The organism is Citrobacter sp. TBCP-5362 (assembly GCF_005406305.1).
Lineage (GTDB): Bacteria > Pseudomonadota > Gammaproteobacteria > Enterobacterales > Enterobacteriaceae > Citrobacter_B > Citrobacter_B koseri.
In genome coordinates, this window is sequence record NZ_CP040234.1 from 1946862 (window position 1) to 1969368 (window position 22507).

Here is a 22507-nt window from a genome sequence, read left to right on the forward strand (position 1 = left end):
GCGATGTTCGTAGCATTGTTTTTCCCGCTTTCCCTCGTCAATTCCCGTTAAATCAATCACCTGAAAAACGACCTTGCTGGAGACCAGGTGAAAAAGAAAAGCGACGGCACCGTACGTAATTTTGCTCCTATCCGTTTTGCTCTGCTGTGCGTGGCGATTTTGCTGAGCATGGGGTTATTGCTGGGACGCGTGGCGTGGTTACAGATCATCACGCCCACAAATCTGGTTAAACAAGAGGACAGGCGTTCGTTACGTGAGGTCACCACGGCGTCGCCACGCGGCATGATTACCGACAGAGAAGGGCGTCCGTTAGCCGTTAGCGTGCCGGTCAATGCGGTCTGGGCCGACCCGAAGACGATCGTCAGTAAAGGCGGCGTGGGGTATAACCAACGCTGGCAGGCGCTGGCGCAGACGCTGCATCTTTCACTGGCTACGCTGGTTGAGCGGGTAAACAGCAATCCTGCCGGGCGGTTTATCTATCTGGCGCGCCAGATTTCGCCGCAGCAGGCCGAATGGATCGATAAGCTCAATCTTCCTGGCATTAACCTGCGTGAAGAGTCCCGGCGTTTTTATCCGGCAGGGCATGTGGCAGCCAACCTGATTGGCTTTACCAACATTGACGGGCAGGGGATTGAGGGGGTTGAGAAAAGTTTTAATACCCAACTGACGGGGAAACCCGGCTCCCGCCTTGTTCGCAAAGATAAATTTGGTCATGTCATCGAGAACATAACCGAAACAAATCCTGTGCCGGCGCATGAGCTTCAGCTCAGTATTGATGAGCGTCTACAGACTGTGACGGAGGATGCGCTGGATAACGCCGTCACCTGGAACAAAGCGGAGTCTGGCGCGGCGGTACTGGTCAACATCGCGACGGGGGAAATTCTGTCGATGGCAAGCTTCCCGGACTTTAATCCGAATAACCGGGAAGGCGCCGTGCTGGATGATTTTCGCAACCGTGCCATCAGCGATACCTTTGAACCGGGTTCCACGGTCAAGCCGCTGGTGATCATGACGGCGCTTCAGCAGGGCATTGTCCAGCCCGACAGCGTGATTGATACGCATCCGTTCAATCTTGACGGCCACCGGATTCGTGACGTGGGGTATTACCCGGAGCTGAGTTTGACCGGAATCCTGCAAAAATCGAGTGATACCGGCGTGTCGCGTCTCTCGCTCGCTATGCCGGTTCAACGACTGCTGGATACGTATAAAGGCTTTGGCTTTGGGCAGTCTACGGGACTGGGGCTCACCGGGGAGAGCAGCGGCTTACTGCCGCAGCGTCGTTACTGGAGCGATCTGGATCGGGCGACGTTTGCCTTCGGGTACGGTCTGATGGTGACGCCGCTCCAGCTGGCGCACGTATATGCCACCATCGGCAGTTTTGGTATCTACCGACCGCTTTCCATTACGCGTATCGATCCGCCCGTTGTGGGGACGCGTGTGATGCCCGCCGAACTGGTGCATCAGGTTGAGCATATGATGGAGAGCGTCGCGCTCCCCGGCGGGGGAGGAACCAAAGCCGCAGTCAGAGATTATCGCGTGGCGGTAAAAACCGGTACGGCGAAGAAAATCGGCGATGACGGTAAGTATGTCGATAAATACGTGGCCTATACGGCGGGCGTGGCTCCGGCCAGCGATCCGCAGTTTGCGCTGGTGGTTGTGATTAACAATCCGCAAAACGGATCTTACTATGGCGGCGCGGTGTCGGCGCCGGTGTTCAGCCAGATTATGGGCGATGTTCTGCGCCTGGAAAACGTTAAACCGGACGGTATGCCCGCCGACTCCGACCACCTGTTAGTGATGCACGGCAACCGCCTGTCGTCCCCCTCGCTGTAAGTTATTTTCCCGGGGCGCAATTCGCGTTACACTTGCGCCCTAAAATTACCGGCCGGAGTTGTCATGTCGTTTTCTTGTCCCCTTTGTCATCAGCCACTTGCGCAGGTGAAAAACAGTTTTATCTGCCCACAACGGCATCAGTTTGATGTGGCGAAAGAGGGATACGTCAACCTGTTGCCCGTGCAGCATAAACGGTCACGGGATCCGGGCGACAGCGCCGAAATGATGCAGGCGCGCCGGGCATTCCTTGATGCCGGGCATTATCAGCCGTTACGCGATGCCATCGTCAGGATACTTGCCGAACGGCTGGACGAGAATGCAACGTCGATTCTGGATATCGGCTGCGGTGAAGGGTATTACACGCATGCCTTCGCCGAAACGCTGACGTCAGGCACCACATTTGGTCTGGATGTCGCGAAAGTCGCCATTAAAGCGGCGGCGAAACGTTATCCGCAGGTGACGTTTTGTGTGGCGTCAAGCCATCGTCTGCCTTTCGCCGACGCCTCTATGGATGCGATTGTCAGGATTTATGCCCCCTGTAAGGCTGAAGAGTTAGCGCGAGTGGTAAAACCGGGTGGTTGGGTAATTACCGTTACGCCGGGGCCGCGCCATCTGATGGCGCTAAAAGGGCTGATCTATGATGAAGTGCGCTTACATGCCCCGCATACTGAGCAGCTTGAAGGGTTTACGTTGCAGCAAAGCATGGCGTTAGGGTATGAGATGCGGTTGCGCGGTAATGAGGCCGTTGCGTTGCTCCAGATGACGCCTTTCGCCTGGCGTGCAAAACCTGACGTATGGGAGCGGCTGGCGGCTTGCCAGCAGTTTGATTGCCAGACGGATTTCAGCCTTCACATCTGGCAACGCGAGCGTTAACCGTGGAAGTGTGTCCAGAGGATCTGGGCGCCGATACCGATAAGTACAGCCCCGCCAAGAATTTCCGCCCGTTTGCCGAGCAGCGGGCCGATAAAGCGCCCCACCATGATGCCTAGCGTGGACATGATTAACGTGGCACAGCCGATAGCCAGCGCGGTCGCAATAATGTTCACTTGCAAGAACGCCAGACCGACGCCAACGGCCATCGCATCCAGGCTGGTGGCGATAGCGGTAGTGACCAGCAGCCAAAAACTGTGGCGGCGTAACGGCTCGTCATCTTCGTCATTACCGCCACGAACGCCTTCGATAATCATACGAATCCCCAGAAACACCAGCAGGATGAACGCAACCCAGTGATTCCATTCCAGTACGAATTTACTGGCCAGCATACCCAGCCCCCAGCCGATCAGCGGGGTGAGCGTTTCAACCGCGCCGAAAATAAGGCCGGTGCGCAGGGCTTCGGAGAATTTAGGTTTGTGTAGCGTGGCGCCTTTACCAATCGATGCCGCGAAAGCATCCATTGACATGCCGAAAGCGAGAAGAACAGTTGCGGTGATATTCATAACAGCGTCCTGACCGGGGTTCCATAAAACACATCACTGCCCCCAGCGAACATGCATACCTGAACATGGCGTTCATAAGCTATGCATAGCAGTTGATGTGCATATGGTCTCGCCTGACTGAAACTAGAGTGATATCAGTCCGTACGCGCCACGTTTTTCAACGAGTATGTTGACACGTACATTTCCTGAGTCTGGAAATCGGCTACTCCCCAAATGACGGCGCAACATTAACATATTTTGAGAATATAAAACAACAATGGAGAAATATTATTTGACTTCTAATTGAAAACGATTTTCATTTAGATTTAATTATCAATAAAACGTTAAAATAAATAACAAATCAGGCGGGATGAATATAGCCTTAGCTATGTTTTTTTGTTCGCGAATATACTTAAAACATAGTTCAGGCTATATCTGTAACTCATTGAGATGAAACAAGAAGCTTATATATTCTTTCCAGATCGTCGATATTTCGTACGCGAATAAGCAGGCGCCGTTGTTCTAATTGCATCACCAGTACGCCATCTTCCGATAAATTCATCTCTTTAATACGGTTATATTCTATCCAGACATTGGCGAAGAAAAAACCTTTCTGTTTGAAGATGATCCTGGGGGCGCGAACCCAAAAAATATAAAACCCCATCAGCGCCAGTGCACATAATAACCATGTGGTAATTTGCGCGCCGTGACTGGTAACGTTGTTGTAGATAAGAATGGCGACCAGGCCGACGAAGATAACGCTATCAACACGACCACGACGCAGCAGAGGCACTGCAAGCAGAGTGGGGCCGTTACGGCGGGGCATGATGAACTGATCGTAGATGGCGTAAGCCAGTAACGCGACAATAAAAAGAACCAGCACCAGGTCCGTGACAGTCATTAATCCTCCAGATAAAAAAACCGGGGCCAAAGGGCCCCGGTAGTGTACAACAGAATTACAGACCCAGCAGGCCGCACGCGTAACCGGCGATACCGATGACGAAGAAGCCAACGATGATCCACAGCGGGTTCACTTTCTTACGCAACAGCCACATACAGGCGAAGGTCAGCAGCAGCGGAACCAGACCCGGCATCAACTGATCGAGAATGGTCTGCACGGTAGTGACGTTTTCTTTACCCGTCTGGTCAGTGATGCGTGATACTACCAGCGGAATATTGACGTGCGTCCACTTGTTAACCAGCGCCCCCATGACAAACAGGCCGAGGATTGACGCCCCCTCAGTCAGTTTTTGCAGGAAGCCGCCGCCCATATCCTTAACGATATCGACGCCTTTACGGTAGCCGTAAGCCACGCCGTAGTAACGGGTCGCCAGACGCACCAGGTTAAACAGAATAAAGAACAGCAACGGTCCCAGCAGGCTGCCGCTCATCGCGATACCCGCGCCCAGCGCGGCGAATACCGGACGAACCGTACCCCAGAAGATCGGGTCGCCCACACCTGCCAGTGGCCCCATCAGACCAACTTTGATACCGTTGATGGCACCATCGTCGATCTCCGCGCCGTTGGCGCGCTGTTCTTCCATCGCCAGCGTAACGCCCAGTACCGGAGCAGCAACGTAAGGATGGGTGTTGAAGAACTCCAGGTGACGTCTGATCGCCTGTTTACGCGCGTCGTTGTTTTCCGGGTACAGGCGTTTGATCGCCGGCACCATGGAGAAGCAGAAGCCCAGCGCCTGCATACGTTCGAAGTTCCATGACCCCTGGAACAGGTTAGAACGGATGAACACGCCACGAATATCACTCGGAGTGAGTTTTTTCTCAGTGGTAGTTTTAGTCATATCAACCATTTCGTTCACCTGTTAGTCCAGTTCGTTATCGAGATCGTTGTTACCAGCAGCCTGAGCTGGCGCACCGGCTACGCGGTTATATTTCGGGCTCAGCTGGATGTAGAGGATGGCCATTACCGCGCCAATTACGCCCAGAGCAACCAGGTTGAAGTTAGTGAATGCCGCAGTGACGAAGCCGAGGTAGAAGAACGGCATCAGATAGCCCGCGCGCATCATGTTGATGACCATTGCGTAACCGACAACCACGATCATGCCGCCGGCGATGTTCAGACCGCTGGTCACGACTTCCGGGATCGCATTCAGCATGCCCTGAACTTCGCTGGTGCCGACAGAAATCGCCACGATAACCGCCGGAATCGCGATACGCATTGCCTGCAGGAACAGGGAGGATACGTGGATCCAGGACAGTGCCGTCAGGTTGCCGCTATCGGCCGCTTTATCCGCCGCGTGCTGGAATGCCACGGTGATGGTACGTACGATGATGGTCAGCACCTGACCTGCGGCCGCCAGTGGAATCGCCAGCGCGATACCTGCGCCAATGCCTTGATGACCGGCGATAACCAGCACGGTTGAAATAATGGAAGCCAGCGCGGCATCAGGCGCAACGGCAGCACCGATGTTCATCCAGCCAAGCGCGATCATTTCCAGGGTACCACCGATGATAATACCGGTTTTCATGTCCCCAAGAACGGCACCGATTAGCGTACAGGCCACCAATGGACGGTGGAACTGAAATTCATCAAGTACCGACTCCATACCCGCGATACATGCGACGATGAACACCAGCACAATCTGAAGAGTGGTAATCTCCATTGTACTTCTCCTATTGCTATACAGACTTAAGTGTGAATGCTAATTAAATGCCGGGTGGTTATTTCGCCACTTTGGCAATCAAATCCATCATTTTCAGTTTCTGATCGGTGGAAACTTTACGAACCTCAAGCTCGATACCGCGTTCGTTGAGCTTTTTAAAGGCGTCGATATCGGTCTCGTCGACGGAAACGGCGTTATTAACCTGCGTTTTACCCTGACGGAAAGCCATACCGCCAATGTTTACGGAAGTCACTTTCACGCCGCCTTCAACGATACGTTCCACATCGGTAGGGTTGGTGAACAGCAGCATCACACGTTCGCCTGCGTATTTCGGGTTGTTGTAGACACGAATCATCTTGGCAACGTCTACCACATGCGCCGTTACGCCCGGAGGTGCCACCTGTGTTAACAGCGTTTTACGTACGGTGTCCGCCGCTACTTCATCACTCACGACGATGATGCGGGTGACGTTGGTCTCTTTGGTCCAGCGGGTGGCGACCTGGCCGTGAATCAAACGGTCATCGATACGGGCGAGACCGATTACCATGTAATCGTTGGGTCCCATTGGTTTAGCGGGCGCCGCCGCTTTTGGCGCAGCAACCGGCGCCGGAGCGGCTTTTTCAACCGGTTTTGCTTTCAGCGCTTTCACGCCTTCACGACCGGTTTCTACCGCCAGAGCGACTAATTCGTCAAAGCTCGGATTGTCATCGCGGGCCATGAACGTTTCCACCAGCATCGGAATATTGACGCCAGCAATGACTTCATAGTGCTCTTTGTCGACGACAATACGGCTGGCAGCATTAAATGGACTGCCTCCCCATGTATCAACGAGAAACAGCACGCCTTTGCTGGTATCGAGTTTTGCCAACTGAGCGTTGTACTTTTCAATCAGCGTTTCGGCATTTTCGCCTGGAACGAAATCGATCCAGCCGACGTTTTCCTGCTCGCCTAACAGCATTTCTGCTGTTTTAAGTAACTGCTCTGCAGCCCAACCATGTGTGCCTATAACAATAGCAATGGTCACTTGCTACCTCCTTTATTATCGTTAACACATCAACGTGACAGATGTATTTTGAATCGCCGTCCGCACTCGAATCGATTCAGATAAGGGTTATAATGAAAAAACAGTTATTTCCGGGAATTATTTTAGATAGCGAAAAAAATATTTTATGTGATGAAGATCCGCAATTTAGCTTTCACATCAGAGAAATTTCGTAGTGTAAAATATCCCTGTAACATCTCATTGCAAAGGAAGGTAAATCTTTGCCAAAAAGACATTGTCTCTGTTATGTTTAGCTTCCGTTTAATTAGTAAGGAGTATAGGGCAGTAGCCCGCCGTATGGATCGTCACCGACGTCATTTCACTTTGAGGCCGTATCAGGCCTGTCTGTCTGGCTCTTTTGGCCGCAACCTTAATTCGCATATTGCTTTCTCGCCTGTTCGCTATTCCTTAAGCAGGAGCTTGTCATGGAATTCTTAATGGACCCCTCAATCTGGGCGGGTTTGCTCACGCTTGTTATCCTCGAAATTGTTCTGGGTATTGATAACCTGGTCTTTATCGCGATTCTGGCTGACAAGCTGCCGCCAAAGCAGCGTGATAAGGCGCGTCTTATCGGTTTGTCGCTGGCGCTGGTGATGCGTCTGGTCTTGCTGTCCATCATTTCGTGGATGGTGACCTTAACGAAACCGCTCTTTACCGTCTGGGATCTCACCTTCTCAGGGCGCGATCTGATCATGCTCATCGGGGGTCTCTTCCTCCTGTTTAAGGCCACGACGGAGCTGCATGAGCGCCTGGAAAACCGCGAGCATGACTCGGGGCACGGCAAAGGCTATGCGAGTTTCTGGGTCGTGGTAACGCAGATCGTTATCCTTGATGCCGTCTTCTCCCTTGACGCGGTGATTACCGCCGTGGGTATGGTTAACCATCTGCCGGTGATGATGGCTGCCGTGGTGATTGCGATGGCGGTGATGCTGCTGGCGTCTAAGCCGCTTACCCGTTTCGTCAACCAGCATCCGACGGTTGTAGTGCTCTGTCTGAGCTTCCTGTTGATGATCGGTCTGAGCCTGGTGGCGGAAGGTTTTGGCTTCCATATTCCGAAAGGGTATCTGTACGCTGCTATCGGTTTCTCAATCGTCATCGAATTGTTCAACCAGATTGCGCGTCGTAACTTTATTCGCCATCAGTCAACGTTACCGCTGCGTGCACGCACCGCAGACGCCATCCTGCGACTGATGGGCGGTAAACGTCAGGCGAGCGCGCAGCACGAGTCTGACAGCCCGGCGACGGTGCCTGTACCTGAAGGCGCGTTTGCTGAAGAAGAGCGTTATATGATCAACGGCGTGCTGACCCTGGCGTCCCGTTCGCTGCGCGGCATCATGACGCCTCGCGGTGAAATCAGCTGGGTGGATGCTGACCTGAGCGTGGATGAAATCCGCGAACAGTTACTCTCTTCTCCGCACAGCCTGTTCCCGGTGTGTCGCGGCGAACTGGATGAGATCATCGGTATTGTTCGCGCGAAAGAACTGCTGGTGGCGCTGGAAGAGGGCGTGGATGTGGCCGCGATTGCTTCGGAATCACCAGCGATTGTCGTCCCGGAAACGCTGGACCCGATTAATCTGCTGGGCGTCCTGCGTCGCGCTCGCGGCAGCTTCGTCATCGTCACCAACGAGTTTGGCGTCGTGCAGGGGCTGGTTACGCCGCTGGACGTGCTGGAAGCGATTGCCGGTGAGTTCCCGGATGCCGACGAAACGCCTGAGATCATTACCGAAGCGGGCGGCTGGCTGGTGAAGGGGGGGACGGATCTGCATGCCCTGCAACAGGCGCTGGATGTCGATAACCTGGTGAACGACGAGGAAGACATCGCCACCGTCGCAGGATTGGTTATCGCCGTAAACGGTCATATCCCGCAGGTGGGCGATGTTATCGACGTTGCGCCGCTTCATATCACGATTGTCGAAGCGAACGACTACCGTGTTGATTTGGTTCGTATTGTTAAAGAACAACCTGCTCACCACGAAGACGAATAAGCGCCGTTCCCCGGTAAAACCGGGATCTAACGAAACGGCATAACGGGCGTCATGTGTCCGTTATGCCGGGCGGGCGGCGGTGCGCTACCCGCCAGCCACTGAGGAAAATCGTGAAGCGGCATAGGCCTTGCGAACAGAAATCCCTGCAACGCCTGAACGCCGTGTCCCCGCAAATATTGCGCCTGCTCTCGCGTTTCAACGCCTTCCGCCACCAGTTCAATATTCAGTCTTTGCCCCAGCGCGATGATGATATCGGTCACCGTGGAGTTCACCGCATCAGTACCGATCGCCGCGGTAAATGATTTGTCGATCTTCAGCACGTCCGGGCGCAATTTCTCCAGCCATGACAGCGAACTGTTGCCGGTTCCAAAGTCATCAATGGCGAGCTTCACCCCTTTGCGGTGAAGTTCACGCATTAGCCGATAATCGACGTCCAGTAAGGCATCCCGTTCCGTCAGCTCAAGCACAAGTTGCTGAACAGGATGGGCGCTGAACCAGTAATGATTGAGATCTTTTAATAACATGCCATGACGAAAATGGCTGGCCGCAACGTTGATGCCGATATGGAACTGGCTGTTCATCGGGAAAAAATGCCGCTGCCGAATGGTTTCCGCAATGACATAGCGGGTAAGGGGGGCGATCAGGTTGTGTTCTTCAGCGATAGGGATAAAAACATCGGGAGAAATCCATCCCTGTCGCGGGTTATTCCAGCGCAGCAGGATCTCAACCCCCACGCATTGCTGCGTACGGGCATTTAACAGCGGCTGGCAAAACAGTTCAAATTCACGGGCGGCAAGGGCGAGATTGATCTCCCATGAAAAACTCATTCTGCTGGCCGTTGCCAGCCAGGCAAGGTATCCCACCAGTAAACTCAGCATCACCGCCAGCGGCAACTGCGTCGGCAGGTGGCGTAGTGCCAGCTCGCCAGCGCCGGGCCCCGTCACGCTGATGGTGAAGGGGAAGTGCTGGGATGCGCGCTGATAACGTTTTTCACCGTTCAGGGCGGGTAGCGCCTCCACCACCCCCTGACCATAGAGTAAGTGGCGGTTGCCGACCGTCAGGCTTGCGCTGGCGATCTGCGGCTGTTGCGGTTCAAGCAGCATCATCGCCAGAAGATCAATATTGACGATCTCAAAGAGCCCGTTTTTGCCATCAGGCGATGACGGATACCACTGAATCAGAATCGGGCTGTCTTTGAGCAGGGACTGATCGGTAGACAGCAGCAACAGGTTGTTCGGCGCAGGCAGATCGGGTTGTAGCTGGTGAATCGGCACGTCGCGTGAGCCAAAGATACTGGAGCAGTAGAGAATACCGTTCTGAACCAGACCAATGGAACGCACGGTTTGCAGTCTGGCGACCTGCTTACGCAAGGGAAAATGCGCGGCCGGGCAGGGTTGTCCTACCAGGGGCAGCAGGAGATCGCGCCCTGCCTGTAGAGGGCGGAGCACTTCATCCAGCGTCTCTACGGCGTGAGCGGCGAACGTTTCGGTGCGATGCTGATTTATATTTCGCTCCGAAATAAATCGGACACTCAATGTGAGGATAAGCGTGATCAGCGCACAGACCGTGCAGACGATGAAACGATTGCGGCGATAATTTTTAATGATCCGTTGTGCTGTTTGCATGCGGGCCGCCTGATAAGCCGTTGGTCACAAAAGCCAATTGCAACACAGCAAGTGTAGTGGGGAAATTTACCGCAGACGAGATTGATGAGAAAAATTCGCCCATCAGTGGGAGATGGGCGAAGTGGCAGGCTATGTTTTGTTAATCACACTGGACTTTAATCGCCAGTCCGCCGCGTGATGTTTCGCGGTATTTCGCGTTCATGTCCTTGCCGGTTTCGTACATGGTCTCAATGACTTTATCCAGCGAGACGCGCGGGGCGCTGGTACGGCGCATTGCCATACGCGCCGCGTTGATCGCTTTTACCGAAGCAATCGCGTTACGCTCGATACACGGCACCTGAACCTGACCGGCAACCGGGTCACAGGTCAGCCCCAGGTTGTGCTCCATGCCGATTTCAGCGGCGACGCACACCTGCTCCGGGCTGGCCCCAAGCAGCTCTGCCAGTCCTGCCGCCGCCATTGAGCAGGCGACGCCGACTTCTCCCTGGCAGCCGACTTCGGCGCCGGAAATCGAGGCGTTCATTTTGTACAGCGCGCCGATAGCGCCAGCGGCCAGGAAGTAACGGGTGTAGATATCCGGGCTGACGGGTTCAATGAAGTGGTCATAGTAAGCCAGCACCGCAGGTACGATCCCGCAAGCGCCGTTGGTCGGCGCCGTAACGACACGCCCGCCCGCGGCGTTTTCTTCGTTCACCGCCAGCGCAAACATATTGACCCAGTCAATGACGTTCATCGGATCGCTGGACAGTTTGTCGCTGGAAACCAGCATGCGACGCAGTGCGGAAGCACGACGCGGAACGCGCAGCGGCCCCGGCAGAACCCCTTCGGTATTCATCCCGCGATCGATACACGCCTGCATGGTCTGCCAGACGTTGGCGAAATACTCTTCGATTTCCTTTTTGCTGTGCAGCGCCAGTTCGTTCTGCATCACCATCCCGGAGAGCGACAGACCGGTGCTGTTGCAATATTCCAGCATTTCGGTCGCCGATTTAAACGGATAAGGGACGCTGACCTCATTGGCGGCGTCCTGACCAAAATGCTCTTCATCGACAATAAAGCCGCCGCCGATGGAATAATACGTTTTGCTATAAATGACGGTTTCGCCATTGTACGCGTGGATCTGCATTCCATTTTCATGCAATGGCAGGTTGCCATTGTGAAAACGCATCCCGTTATCCTGGGGAAAATCCACTTCGTGCTGGCCCTGCGCCAGTAACAGGCGACCGCGCGCTTCAACGTCGCGAATAAAACCAGGGATGCTGTCAATATCCACGGTGGCAGGTTCGTTACCCGCCAGACCCATAATAATGGCGATATCGGTGTGGTGACCTTTACCCGTGAGCGACAGTGAACCATACACGTCGACGGCGACACGGGTAACGCTATCCAGTAATCCTTTTTCGACCAGGTCATCGACGAACTGTTTACCCGCCTTCATAGGCCCTACAGTATGGGAGGATGAGGGACCAATCCCCACCTTAAACATGTCGAATAGACTAATCACGATAATACTCCTGACAGGGTGACCGGGCTTCCCGGTTACGATGTAATAACTGCGCATAGTGTAAGAGGGAACGCGGCGATCGGCTTAACTATTCACATGAATTAAACTAATGGATAACCACGTATTTACTAATGTTGGGACGGGAATCTCAAGTTGTGTTCTGCGCGTGTAAAGATAAGTATAGTCAGGGTCTCACGCCAATTTGCAGCGCCAGCTCACGAATTATTCCGGCGGTCATTCCCCAGACGAAATAATGCTCATACCACGAAAGCCACACGCGATGTGAATCGCCGCGTCGGTAAATATCCAGCGGGTGATAACGCCCCAGACGCAGAGCCTCTGAAAGTGGCATCTCAAAGACAGAGGCCACCTCGTCTTCGCTGGCGTGATAATGCAAATTTGGGGGAATAATGCCGACCACCGGCGTAACCTGAAAACCCGTGACGCTGTCTACGGGCGGCAGCACGCCAATCACTTCGACGGATTCCGGCGGGATTGCCACCTCTTCCTGCGCTTCACGCAGCGCAGCGGCAATCAGCGACGCATCGCTGCTGTCAACGGCGCCGCCGGGGAACGCGACCTGACCGGCGTGTTTGCGCAGGCGCGCTGAACGCTGAGTCAGCAATAGACCCGGTCGGGCGCGGCGAACCACCGGGATCAGCACGGCAGCCTGACGATGGTTTAACGTCTCACCATTCACCTGCGGGCGCAAAAGTTGAAAGCGCGATAAAAAATCATCAAGGGTCAGGCTGCTGTTTTCCACGACTCAGTTCTCCAGTTGCTGCAAAATTCGATTCACTTTATCAAACGTCTCCTGATATTCCGCGTCCTCCTGGCTGTCCGCTACGATGCCGCCGCCCGCAGAGCAATAGAGATGCCCGTCTACAGCGGTAAGCGTGCGGATCGTGATGCTGGTGTCCATGTTGCCGCAAAAACTCAGGTAGCCGATGCTGCCGCACCAGGCGTTGCGTCTGTGCGGCTCCAGCGCGTCAATGATCTCCATCGCCCGGACTTTTGGCGCGCCGGTAATCGAACCGCCAGGAAAAGCGGCGCGCAGCAGATCGGTGGCATGTAAATTATCGGGCAAACGGGCGGTAATGGTACTGACAAGATGATGTACCGCCGGGAAGGGTTCAACCACAAACAACTCGGGAACCTTGACCGACCCCGGAACGGCAACGCGGCCGACGTCGTTACGCATCAAATCGACAATCATCAGGTTTTCTGCGCGGTCTTTTGCCGACATCGCGAGCGTTAGCGCCTGCTGGCGATCCGCCTGCGGGTCGTCCAGCCGGGGAAGGGTGCCTTTGATTGGGCGAGTCTGAATGTGCCCCTCTTCGGACTGAATAAAGCGCTCGGGAGAAAGGCTCAGAATCGCACCGTCCTCCAGGCGCAAAAACGCGCTGAACGGGGCGCGGTTAGCGTGATTAAGCCGCACGAAGGCCAGCCATTCGTCTCCCTGATAGTCAGCCTGAAAACGCTGGGCGAGGTTGACCTGATAACAGTCGCCGCTGTGCAGCCAGCTCTGCACCTGGCGGAATTTTTCACCGTACTGCGCGCGGGTCATGTTTGATTGCCATGCGGAGGTCAACGCGAAGGGCTTTCGCACCGGCGCCTGCTGGCGCGCCAGCCACTCAAGGCGAGCGTGAACATCGGTATGGCTCAGCAGAGAGACGGTCTGTCTGCGATGATCGACGATTAAGGCCCAGTCGTAAATGCCGATCGCCATATCCGGCAGGGTGATATCGCGCTGTGCGAGCGTGGGCAGGGATTCAAAACGGCGGCCAAGGTCGTAACCTAACAGCCCCAGCGCGCCGCCCTGAAACGGCAGATTGGGGTCATATGGCGGCTGGATGCCCGCAGACGCCAGCGCCGCCTGCAACACGGTCATGGGATCGTCGGCGGTCGTGGTCGTGCCATGCTTATCGCGCACGCGGGTCTCTTCGCCGTGTGTCGACAGCGTTGCCACGGGGTCGGCCACCAGAATATCAAAACGATTATGCGGATGTTCAGCATGGCCGGAATGCAGCAGCATGGCCCAGGGCTGATGGCTCAGCGGGGCAAAATAGTACTCGGCGGCGTCCGGGCGCCACGGTAAAATAATAACAGCGGGTGATAATGTCTTCATCGGTCCTGGTCTACTGGCTATGTGCCGGGTAGCATGAAATAATTAGCGCAGACAATTTAGCAGGAGTTAACAATGTTTGCAGGTTTACCTTCACTCAGCCACGAGCAGCAACAAAAAGCGGTAGAGCGCATTCAGGAACTGATGTCGCAAGGAATGAGCAGCGGACAGGCAATCGCGCAGGTGGCGGATGAACTGCGCGCCACCCACACCGGCGAGCGGATCGTGGCGCGTTTTGAGGATGAGGACGAATAACGTCGCGTTACACTGCGGCGATAATCTTGATCTCAACTCTGTATTTCGGGTTCATCAGCCCGGCTTGCACCGTGCAGCGTACCGGCGCGTGACCGGCAACGACCCACGCGTCCCAGGCTTTGTTCATGGCGGCAAAATCGCTTTTATCGGCCAGGAAAATAGTGGCATCAAGAATACGTGACTTACGGGTGCCCTGTTTTTCCAGCGCCGCATCAATTTGCGCCAGCGTGTTGGCGGTCTGTTCAAACGCATCGGCGTCGAGGTTTTCCGGCACACCGGTGTAATAAAGCGTGTTGTTATGGATTACTACATCAGACCAACGATCTTCGGCATCAATACGTATGATAGTCATAAATCATTCCTCGTTAACTTTCCGTTCGACGCGGCAAGACTGCCATAATGTTGCGTTGCCGTCACCTCTTCAACTGGCGTAAGCGACGGCGTCCTGACATAATCCCTGTTCAAATCAACAGGGGGTAGTGTGACGGACGATTTTGCAGCAGACGGTCAGTTGGCTAAAGCGATACCGGGATTTAAACCGCGCGAACCACAGCGGCAGATGGCCGTTGCCGTCACGCATGCTATTGAAAAATCACAACCGCTTGTTGTCGAAGCCGGGACGGGAACAGGCAAAACCTATGCCTACCTCGCGCCGGCGTTACGCGCCGGAAAAAAAGTGATCATCTCGACGGGATCGAAAGCGTTGCAGGATCAGCTCTACAGTCGCGATCTTCCCACCGTCTCAAACGCCCTCAAATTCACCGGTAAACTGGCGCTGTTGAAAGGGCGCTCTAACTATCTTTGTCTGGAACGTCTCGAACAGCAAGCGCTGGCGGGCGGCGATTTGCCGGTACAAATTTTAAGCGATGTGATTTTGCTGCGGTCGTGGTCGAATCAGACCGAAGACGGCGACATCAGTACCTGCGTCAGCGTAGCGGAAGACTCGCAGGCGTGGCCGCTGGTCACCAGCACCAATGACAACTGTCTGGGCAGCGACTGCCCGCTGTATAAAGACTGTTTTGTGGTTAAAGCGCGTAAAAAGGCGATGGACGCCGATGTGGTTATCGTCAACCACCATCTTTTCCTCGCAGATATGGTGGTCAAAGAGAGTGGGTTTGGCGAACTGATCCCGGAGGCGGAGGTGATGATCTTCGATGAGGCCCACCAGCTTCCTGATATCGCCAGCCAGTATTTCGGCCAGTCGCTCTCCAGCCGACAGCTCCTCGACCTGGCGAAAGATTTTACCATCGCCTACCGCACGGAATTGAAAGACACCCAGCAGTTGCAGAAATGCGCCGACCGACTGGCGCAGAGCGCGCAGGATTTTCGCCTGCAACTGGGCGAGCCGGGCTATCGCGGAAATTTACGTGAGCTGCTGGCCGACCCACGGGTACAGCGCGCGCTATTGCTGCTCGACGATACGCTTGAGCTTTGCTACGACGTGGCAAAACTGTCTCTGGGGCGTTCCGCATTGCTGGATGCCGCTTTCGAGCGTGCGACCTTGTATCGCGCGCGGCTGAAACGCTTAAAAGAGATCAACCAGCCAGGGTACAGCTACTGGTACGAATGCACGTCGCGCCATTTCACGCTGGCGCTCACTCCGCTTACGGTCGCGGATAAATTCAAAGAGGTGATGGCGCAGAAACCCGGCAGCTGGATTTTTACCTCTGCCACGCTGTCGGTGAACGACGATCTCCATCACTTTACGGCGCGGCTGGGCATTGAACAGGCCGAATCGATGCTGTTGCCCAGTCCGTTCGACTATACCCGCCAGGCGCTGTTGTGCGTGCCGCGTAACCTGCCGCAAACTAACCAGCCGGGCTCTGCCCGACAGCTGGCGGCAATGTTAAGACCGATCATCGAAGCTAACAATGGCCGCTGCTTTATGCTGTGTACGTCGCATGCCATGATGCGCGATCTGGCGGAACAGTTCCGCGCCACCATGACGCTGCCCGTCCTGTTGCAGGGCGAAACCAGCAAAGGTCAACTGCTGCAACAGTTCGTCAGCGCCGGTAATGCGCTACTGGTCGCAACCAGCAGCTTCTGGGAAGGGGTGGATGTGCGCGGCGATACGCTGTCGCTGGTGATTATCGATAAATTACCTTTTACCTCTCCTGACGATCCCTTGCTGAAAGCGCGGATGGAGGATTGTCGTCTGCGCGGCGGCGATCCGTTTGATGAAGTGCAGCTACCCGACGCGGTCATCACGCTGAAACAGGGGGTGGGGCGTCTGATTCGCGATTCCGACGATCGTGGGGTGTTGGTGATTTGTGATAACCGGCTGGTGATGCGACCGTATGGCGCCACCTTCCTGGCGAGCCTGCCGCCCACACCGCGCACCCGGGACATCGCCCGCGCCGTCAGATTTCTCGCCATACCAACGGCCGAGTAATTTGTTACGGAGTATGGTAAGATGCGCGCCATTTTATTGATTTAAGCACGAAGACCCATGCGAATTCTGGCTATCGATACCGCCACAGAAGCGTGTTCCGTTGCCCTGTGGAATGACGGTAATATCAACGCTCATTTTGAGCTTTGCCCACGAGAACATACCCAACGTATTTTGCCGATGGTGCAGGATATCCTGGCCGCCAACAGCATTACGCTTACCGATATCGACGCGCTGGCGTTTGGTCGCGGCCCCGGCAGTTTTACCGGCGTGCGTATTGGCATTGGCATTGCGCAGGGGCTGGCGCTGGGCGCGAACCTGCCGATGACTGGCGTTTCAACGCTGGCGACAATGGCGCAGGGCGCCTGGCGTAAAAGCGGCGCGACGCGCGTGCTGGCGGCGATTGACGCACGTATGGGTGAAGTCTACTGGGCGGAATACCAGCGTGATGAAAATGGCGTCTGGCACGGGGAAGAGACCGAGGCCGTGTTAAATCCCGGGCTGGTTAGCGAACGGTTGAAGCAGCTTTCCGGGGAGTGGGCTACTGTTGGCACAGGCTGGCCTGCATGGCCCGATCTGGGTAAAGACAGCGGTCTGGCTTTGCGCGATGGCGACGTTCTGCTTCCGGAGGCGGAGGATATGCTGCCTCTCGCCAGTCAGATGCTGGCAGCGGGGAAAACCGTCGCGGTTGAACAGGCCGAACCGGTTTATTTACGTAACAACGTCGCGTGGAAGAAACTTCCGGGCAAAGAATGAATCTCAGTATTATCACCCTGAATAATTTGAACGTAGCTGTTACACACAGGTAGTTTGAAGTATGACGAGAATATGTGCTGAGAAAAAAGGAGTCGCACTATGGCGGTTCAACAACAGGTAATGAAAGGAATTCTGGCGGGAGTGGTCGCGTTAACGCTGAGTGGCTGCGTTACCGTCCCGGATGCCATCAAAGGTTCCAGTCCCACGCCGCAGCAGGATCTGGTGCGGGTTATGAATGCGCCGCAGCTGTACGTCGGCCAGGAAGCGCGTTTTGGCGGTAAAGTGGTGGATGTGCAAAACCAGCAGGGAAAAACGCGGCTGGAAATCGCCAGCGTGCCGCTTGATAACGGCGCGCGTCCGATCCTCGGTGAGGCTTCGCGAGGGCGGATTTATGCCGACGTGAACGGCTTCCTTGACCCGGTAGACTTCCGTGGGCAACTGGTGACGGTCGTCGGGCCGATTACCGGCACGGTGGACGGTAAGGTCGGCAGTACGCCGTATAAGTTTATGCTGATGCAGGCAACGGGCTATAAACGCTGGCACCTTACTCAGCAGATCGTCATGCCGCCGCAGCCGATCGATCCCTGGTTCTACGGTGGACGAGGCTGGCCGTACGGCTATGGCGGTTGGGGATGGTATAACCCAGGCCCCGCACAGGTTCAAACGATCGTAACTGAATAACCCCTTGTTTTATCAATAAAAGAGACAGCGGCTGGTCCGCTGTTTCTGCATTAATACGGACATAAGAAAAATAAATAGTGACGCGCTTCGCAACCTTTTCGTTGAGTGATTAATAAACTGGTACGCTGAGTTAATATTATGTTAACGACTTGTTTATTAACTGGGGTTGCGATGACGACGAACACTCATTTTAGAGGTGATGCTTTGAAGAAGGTTTGGCTTAACCGATATCCCGCTGATGTCCCGGCGGAGATCAATCCTGACCGTTATCAATCCCTGGTTGAATTATTTGAACATGCCGTCGTGCGTTACGCCGACCAGCCTGCGTTCGTCAATATGGGGGAGGTGATGACCTTCCGCAAACTGGAAGAGCGCAGCCGGGCATTCGCGGCCTATTTGCAGGAAGGGCTGGGCCTCAAAAAAGGCGACCGTGTCGCGCTAATGATGCCGAATCTGCTGCAATACCCGGTCGCGCTGTTTGGTATTTTGCGCGCCGGGATGATCGTCGTGAATGTCAACCCGCTGTATACGCCGCGTGAGCTTGAGCATCAGCTCAATGACAGCGGGGCGGCGGCTATCGTGATCGTCTCTAACTTTGCCCACACGCTGGAAAAAGTGGTCGATAAAACGTCCGTACAGCACGTAATTCTGACGCGCATGGGCGACCAGCTTTCTACCGCGAAAGGTACGCTGGTTAACTTTGTCGTGAAATACATTAAGCGTCTGGTGCCGAAATATCACCTGCCGGACGCGATCTCTTTTCGCCGCGCGCTACACGCAGGTTATCGGATGCAGTACGTGAAGCCTGAGCTGGTCACCGAAGATCTGGCGTTCCTGCAATACACGGGCGGTACAACCGGCGTAGCGAAAGGCGCGATGCTGACGCACCGCAACATGCTGGCAAACCTGGAGCAGGTAAAAGGCACCTACGGGCCGTTGCTGCATGAGGGGAAAGAGCTGGTGGTGACGGCGTTGCCGCTGTATCACATTTTCGCGTTGACCATGAACTGCCTGCTGTTTATTGAACTGGGCGGGCAAAACCTGCTCATCACTAACCCGCGCGACATTCCGGGCATGGTGAAAGAGCTGGCGAAATATCCGTTTACCGCGATGACCGGCGTTAACACCCTGTTTAACGCCTTGCTGAACAACAAAGAATTCCAGCAACTGGACTTCTCTACGTTGCACCTTTCTGCTGGCGGCGGTATGCCGGTACAGCATGCGGTTGCAGAACGTTGGGTGAAACTGACCGGACAATATTTGCTTGAAGGCTACGGTCTGACCGAGTGTGCGCCGTTGGTCAGCGTGAACCCGCATGATATCGATTATCACAGCGGCAGTATCGGGCTGCCCGTTCCCTCTACCGATGTAAAACTGGTGGATGACGAGGGCAACGAGGTGCCGACAGGCGAGCCTGGCGAGCTGTGCGTGAAGGGGCCGCAGGTGATGCTGGGATACTGGCAGCGCCCGGACGCGACGGATGAAATCGTCAAAGACGGCTGGCTTTACACGGGGGATATCGCGGTGATTGATGACGAAGGGTTCCTGCGCATCGTCGATCGCAAAAAAGATATGATTCTGGTTTCCGGCTTTAACGTCTATCCTAATGAAATTGAAGACGTGGTGATGCAGCATCCTGGCGTTCAGGAAGTGGCGGCAGTCGGCGTGCCTTCGGGCAGCAGCGGTGAAAGCGTGAAAATCTTTGTCGTGAAGAAAGACCCGGCGTTGACCGACGAGGCATTGATTACCTTCTGTCGTCGCCAGTTGACGGGGTATAAAGTGCCGAAGCTGGTGGAGTTTCGCGACGAACTGCCTAAATCGAACGTCGGAAAAATTTTACGACGAGAATTACGTGACGAAGCGCGTGGCAAAGTAGACAATAAAGCCTGAGCTTTAAGCAAGTCGCCAGACGCCGGTTAAGCCGGCGTTTTTTTTGGCGCAAACTAAAGAGAATATGATTTGAATTACCAAATGATCACTACGGACGACGCGCTGGCGACGTTATGTGAAGCGGTTCGGGCATTTCCGGCGATTGCTCTTGATACGGAGTTTGTCCGTACGCGCACCTATTACCCGCAACTTGGGCTTATCCAGCTGTTTGATGGCGAGCATGTCGCCCTGATTGATCCTCACGGCATTACCGACTGGTCGCCTCTGCGCGCCGTGTTGCGTGATACCGCGATAACCAAATTTTTGCATGCGGGCAGCGAAGATCTGGAGGTTTTTCTCAACACCTTCGGAGAGTTGCCGCAACCGCTGATCGACACGCAGATCCTTGCCGCATTTTGTGGCCGCCCCTTGTCCTGGGGTTTTGCCGCGATGGTCGAGGAGTTTACGGGCGTCGCGCTGGATAAAAGTGAGTCCCGTACCGACTGGCTGGCAAGACCGTTAACCGAACGTCAGTGCGAGTATGCAGCGGCGGACGTCTGGTATTTGTTACCGATCACCAAAAAACTGATGGTCGAAACCGAAGCATCCGGCTGGCTGCCTGCGGCGCTGGATGAGTGCCGTCTGATGCAGCAGCGTCGTCAGGAAATTCTGGCGCCGGAAGAGGCCTGGCGTGACATCACCAATGCGTGGCAGTTGCGTACCCGTCAACTGGCCTGCCTGCAACTGCTGGCTGACTGGCGACTGCGCAAGGCGCGTGAGCGCGATCTGGCGGTCAACTTTGTGGTGCGCGAAGAGCACCTGTGGGCGGTGGCGCGTTATATGCCGGGGAGTCTGGGCGAACTGGACAGCCTGGGGCTTTCTGGCAGCGAAATTCGTTTTCACGGTAAGACGCTGATCGCGTTAGTGGAGAAGGCGCAGGCGCTGCCGGAAGAGACGCTGCCGGAGCCCTTGCTGAACCTGATGGATATGCCAGGCTATCGCAAGGCGTTTAAAGCCATCAAAGCGCTGGTGGCAGATGTTAGCGCGACGCACAACGTCAGTGCGGAATTGCTGGCGTCGCGTCGGCAAATCAACCAGTTGCTTAACTGGCACTGGAAGTTAAAACCGCAGGCCACGCAGCCGGAACTTATCTCCGGCTGGCGTGCGGAACTGATGGCGGAAAAACTGCGGAATCTGTTGCAGGAATATCCGCTGTAATACGGGTGATGGCCGTTATCCGGCCGCTCCGTCATTAGCGCAGCGCCTGACAGATAGCCTCCGCCATCTGCCGGGTGGAGGCGGCGCCTTTCAGATCCGGTGTTTTCGGGCCGTCGGCGATAACTTGCTCAATGGCCGCGAGAATACCGTCATGTGCCTCCCGGTAGCGCGTATCGCCATTGCCGAGGAAATCCAGCATCATGGCGCCCGCCCAGATGGTGGCAACAGGGTTGGCGATATTCTTACCGTATATATCCGGCGCAGAGCCGTGTACCGGTTCAAACAGCGACGGGAATGTGCGTTCCGGGTTCAGGTTTGCGGAAGGCGCAATGCCGATGGTGCCGGTACAGGCCGGGCCAAGATCGGACAGTATATCGCCAAACAGATTTGAGGCGACAACCACGTCAAAGCGCTCCGGCTGCATGACAAAGCGGGCGCACAGAATGTCGATATGCTGCTTATCCCAACGAATCTCCGGGTAGTGCTGCGCCATTGCTTCAACGCGTTCATCCCAGAAAGGCATACTGATGGCCAGTCCGTTGGATTTGGTGGCGGACGTCAGCGTTTTGCGCGGTCGGCTTTGCGCCAGCTCAAAGGCGTAGCGCAGAATGCGATCCACTCCGCGCCGGGTAAATACCGACTCCTGAATCACCACTTCGTGCTCGGTTCCGGCATTAACGCGCCCGCCCAGCGAGGAGTATTCCCCTTCGGTGTTTTCGCGCACGACGTAGAAATCAATATCTCCCGCTTTTTTTCCGGCCAGCGGGCAGGGAACGCCGGGAAACAGTCGTACCGGACGCAGGTTAACGTACTGGTCAAATTCGCGGCGGAATTTCAGCAGCGATCCCCACAATGAAACATGGTCCGGGACGGTATCCGGCCAGCCGACGGCGCCGAAATAGATCGCATCAAACGATTTTAGCTGCGCATGCCAGTCGTCAGGCATCATCGTACCGTGATGCGCATAATATTCGCAGCTGGCCCACTCAATCGGCTCAAAGCTGAGCGAGAGATCCCAGCGTTCGGCGGCGGTCTGCAATACGCGAATACCTTCAGGCAGGACTTCTTTACCAATACCGTCTCCGGGAATAGCGGCAATACGACAGGTTTTCTTCATACCAGCTCTCACTTATCAGCAGTCAAAATTGACTTACCCCTTATCCTATAATTGACTGATTGAGAGTTAATC

At 55.1% G+C, this 22507-nt stretch carries 21 protein-coding genes; 10 read left to right on the forward strand and 11 right to left on the reverse strand.

Annotated elements, in window-relative coordinates:
* The first annotated feature begins 87 nt into the window (after positions 1–87).
* Both ftsI and rlmA read left to right on the forward strand, forming a co-directional pair.
* Complete coding sequence (gene ftsI, locus FD428_RS09415; RefSeq protein ID WP_071258574.1) at positions 88–1833, forward strand: peptidoglycan glycosyltransferase FtsI; 1746 nt, start codon at positions 88–90, stop codon at positions 1831–1833.
* A 63-nt stretch (positions 1834–1896) separates the two neighbouring features.
* Positions 1897–2706 (forward strand): 23S rRNA (guanine(745)-N(1))-methyltransferase, encoded by an 810-nt coding sequence (gene rlmA, locus FD428_RS09420; RefSeq protein WP_114847800.1) that lies wholly within the window; start codon positions 1897–1899, stop codon positions 2704–2706.
* Here rlmA and mntP read toward each other — a convergent pair.
* The 5 genes from mntP to manX form a co-directional block, all read right to left on the reverse strand.
* Positions 2703–3269: a manganese efflux pump MntP gene (gene mntP / locus FD428_RS09425; RefSeq protein WP_012132050.1), complete on the reverse strand. Its 567-nt coding sequence runs from the start codon at positions 3267–3269 to the stop codon at positions 2703–2705. The genes rlmA and mntP overlap by 4 nt on opposite strands.
* 421 nt (positions 3270–3690) lie before the next feature.
* Positions 3691–4149: a DUF986 family protein gene (locus tag FD428_RS09430; RefSeq protein ID WP_012132052.1), complete on the reverse strand. Its 459-nt coding sequence runs from the start codon at positions 4147–4149 to the stop codon at positions 3691–3693.
* Positions 4150–4204: 55 nt separating this feature from the next.
* Complete coding sequence (manZ, locus tag FD428_RS09435) at positions 4205–5056, reverse strand: PTS mannose transporter subunit IID (RefSeq protein WP_012132053.1); 852 nt, start codon at positions 5054–5056, stop codon at positions 4205–4207.
* A 12-nt stretch (positions 5057–5068) separates the two neighbouring features.
* A complete protein-coding gene (gene manY / locus FD428_RS09440; protein ID WP_012132054.1) occupies positions 5069–5869 on the reverse strand; it encodes a PTS mannose transporter subunit IIC in 801 nt (266 codons plus the stop codon).
* A 58-nt stretch (positions 5870–5927) separates the two neighbouring features.
* Positions 5928–6893: a PTS mannose transporter subunit IIAB gene (gene manX / locus FD428_RS09445; protein ID WP_047463231.1), complete on the reverse strand. Its 966-nt coding sequence runs from the start codon at positions 6891–6893 to the stop codon at positions 5928–5930.
* A gap of 315 nt (positions 6894–7208) precedes the next feature.
* Between manX and FD428_RS21955 the strand changes: the two genes are divergently transcribed.
* A complete protein-coding gene (locus FD428_RS21955) occupies positions 7209–7349 on the forward strand; it encodes a hypothetical protein (RefSeq protein WP_371320444.1) in 141 nt (46 codons plus the stop codon).
* Positions 7337–8896: a CNNM family cation transport protein YoaE gene (gene yoaE, locus FD428_RS09450; protein WP_047463233.1), complete on the forward strand. Its 1560-nt coding sequence runs from the start codon at positions 7337–7339 to the stop codon at positions 8894–8896. The genes FD428_RS21955 and yoaE overlap by 13 nt, the downstream gene beginning before the upstream one ends.
* Positions 8897–8922: 26 nt before the next feature.
* On the opposite strand, the gene FD428_RS09455 is transcribed toward yoaE, so the two are convergent.
* The 4 genes from FD428_RS09455 to pabB all read right to left on the reverse strand — a co-directional run bounded on the left by FD428_RS09455 (position 8923) and on the right by pabB (position 14153).
* Positions 8923–10521, reverse strand: coding sequence for an EAL domain-containing protein (locus FD428_RS09455; protein WP_012132058.1), 1599 nt, complete (start codon positions 10519–10521; stop codon positions 8923–8925).
* A 139-nt stretch (positions 10522–10660) separates the two neighbouring features.
* On the reverse strand, positions 10661–12025 hold the full coding sequence (gene sdaA, locus FD428_RS09460) for an L-serine ammonia-lyase (protein ID WP_024130267.1): 1365 nt from the start codon (positions 12023–12025) through the stop codon (positions 10661–10663).
* A gap of 184 nt (positions 12026–12209) precedes the next feature.
* Entirely contained in the window at positions 12210–12788 is a 579-nt protein-coding gene (locus FD428_RS09465) for a CoA pyrophosphatase (protein WP_047463238.1), read from the reverse strand.
* A gap of 3 nt (positions 12789–12791) precedes the next feature.
* On the reverse strand, positions 12792–14153 hold the full coding sequence (gene pabB, locus FD428_RS09470) for an aminodeoxychorismate synthase component 1 (RefSeq protein ID WP_047463240.1): 1362 nt from the start codon (positions 14151–14153) through the stop codon (positions 12792–12794).
* A gap of 72 nt (positions 14154–14225) precedes the next feature.
* On the opposite strand from pabB, the gene FD428_RS09475 reads away from it, so the two are divergent.
* On the forward strand, positions 14226–14405 hold the full coding sequence (locus tag FD428_RS09475; protein WP_012132063.1) for a YoaH family protein: 180 nt from the start codon (positions 14226–14228) through the stop codon (positions 14403–14405).
* Between the two features lie 7 nt (positions 14406–14412).
* Here FD428_RS09475 and FD428_RS09480 read toward each other — a convergent pair whose 3' ends face one another.
* Entirely contained in the window at positions 14413–14757 is a 345-nt protein-coding gene (locus tag FD428_RS09480; protein WP_012132064.1) for a RidA family protein, read from the reverse strand.
* A 129-nt stretch (positions 14758–14886) separates the two neighbouring features.
* Between FD428_RS09480 and FD428_RS09485 the strand changes: the two genes are divergently transcribed.
* From FD428_RS09485 to rnd, 5 genes are all read left to right on the forward strand, one after another.
* Positions 14887–16797 carry an ATP-dependent DNA helicase gene (locus FD428_RS09485; RefSeq protein WP_012132066.1) on the forward strand — a complete coding sequence of 637 codons (1911 nt, stop codon included), beginning with the start codon at positions 14887–14889 and terminating at the stop codon, positions 16795–16797.
* Positions 16798–16854: 57 nt separating this feature from the next.
* A complete protein-coding gene (tsaB, locus tag FD428_RS09490; RefSeq protein WP_114847801.1) occupies positions 16855–17550 on the forward strand; it encodes a tRNA (adenosine(37)-N6)-threonylcarbamoyltransferase complex dimerization subunit type 1 TsaB in 696 nt (231 codons plus the stop codon).
* A 99-nt stretch (positions 17551–17649) separates the two neighbouring features.
* Positions 17650–18231 carry a Slp family lipoprotein gene (locus tag FD428_RS09495; protein WP_047463245.1) on the forward strand — a complete coding sequence of 194 codons (582 nt, stop codon included), beginning with the start codon at positions 17650–17652 and terminating at the stop codon, positions 18229–18231.
* Between the two features lie 204 nt (positions 18232–18435).
* Positions 18436–20121 (forward strand): long-chain-fatty-acid--CoA ligase FadD, encoded by a 1686-nt coding sequence (gene fadD / locus FD428_RS09500; protein ID WP_080750364.1) that lies wholly within the window; start codon positions 18436–18438, stop codon positions 20119–20121.
* Between the two features lie 69 nt (positions 20122–20190).
* On the forward strand, positions 20191–21318 hold the full coding sequence (gene rnd / locus FD428_RS09505) for a ribonuclease D (protein ID WP_077956910.1): 1128 nt from the start codon (positions 20191–20193) through the stop codon (positions 21316–21318).
* Positions 21319–21352: 34 nt separating this feature from the next.
* On the opposite strand, the gene FD428_RS09510 is transcribed toward rnd, so the two are convergent.
* Entirely contained in the window at positions 21353–22435 is a 1083-nt protein-coding gene (locus FD428_RS09510) for a tartrate dehydrogenase (protein ID WP_104868558.1), read from the reverse strand.
* Between the last annotated feature and the right edge of the window lie 72 nt (positions 22436–22507).

Excerpts from the sequence above, each read along its gene's own strand:
- manZ (WP_012132053.1), bottom strand. The coding sequence starts at position 5,056 with ATGGTTGATATGACTAAAACTACCACTGAGAAAAAACTCACTCCGAGT.
- FD428_RS09480 (WP_012132064.1), bottom strand. The coding sequence starts at position 14,757 with ATGACTATCATACGTATTGATGCCGAAGATCGTTGGTCTGATGTAGTA.
- yoaE (WP_047463233.1), top strand. The coding sequence starts at position 7,337 with ATGGAATTCTTAATGGACCCCTCAATCTGGGCGGGTTTGCTCACGCTT.
- FD428_RS21955 (WP_371320444.1), top strand. The coding sequence starts at position 7,209 with ATGGATCGTCACCGACGTCATTTCACTTTGAGGCCGTATCAGGCCTGT.
- tsaB (WP_114847801.1), top strand. The coding sequence starts at position 16,855 with ATGCGAATTCTGGCTATCGATACCGCCACAGAAGCGTGTTCCGTTGCC.
- manY (WP_012132054.1), bottom strand. The coding sequence starts at position 5,869 with ATGGAGATTACCACTCTTCAGATTGTGCTGGTGTTCATCGTCGCATGT.
- FD428_RS09495 (WP_047463245.1), top strand. The coding sequence starts at position 17,650 with ATGGCGGTTCAACAACAGGTAATGAAAGGAATTCTGGCGGGAGTGGTC.
- FD428_RS09455 (WP_012132058.1), bottom strand. The coding sequence starts at position 10,521 with ATGCAAACAGCACAACGGATCATTAAAAATTATCGCCGCAATCGTTTC.
- FD428_RS09475 (WP_012132063.1), top strand. The coding sequence starts at position 14,226 with ATGTTTGCAGGTTTACCTTCACTCAGCCACGAGCAGCAACAAAAAGCG.
- FD428_RS09510 (WP_104868558.1), bottom strand. The coding sequence starts at position 22,435 with ATGAAGAAAACCTGTCGTATTGCCGCTATTCCCGGAGACGGTATTGGT.
- mntP (WP_012132050.1), bottom strand. The coding sequence starts at position 3,269 with ATGAATATCACCGCAACTGTTCTTCTCGCTTTCGGCATGTCAATGGAT.
- FD428_RS09430 (WP_012132052.1), bottom strand. The coding sequence starts at position 4,149 with ATGACTGTCACGGACCTGGTGCTGGTTCTTTTTATTGTCGCGTTACTG.
- pabB (WP_047463240.1), bottom strand. The coding sequence starts at position 14,153 with ATGAAGACATTATCACCCGCTGTTATTATTTTACCGTGGCGCCCGGAC.
- rlmA (WP_114847800.1), top strand. The coding sequence starts at position 1,897 with ATGTCGTTTTCTTGTCCCCTTTGTCATCAGCCACTTGCGCAGGTGAAA.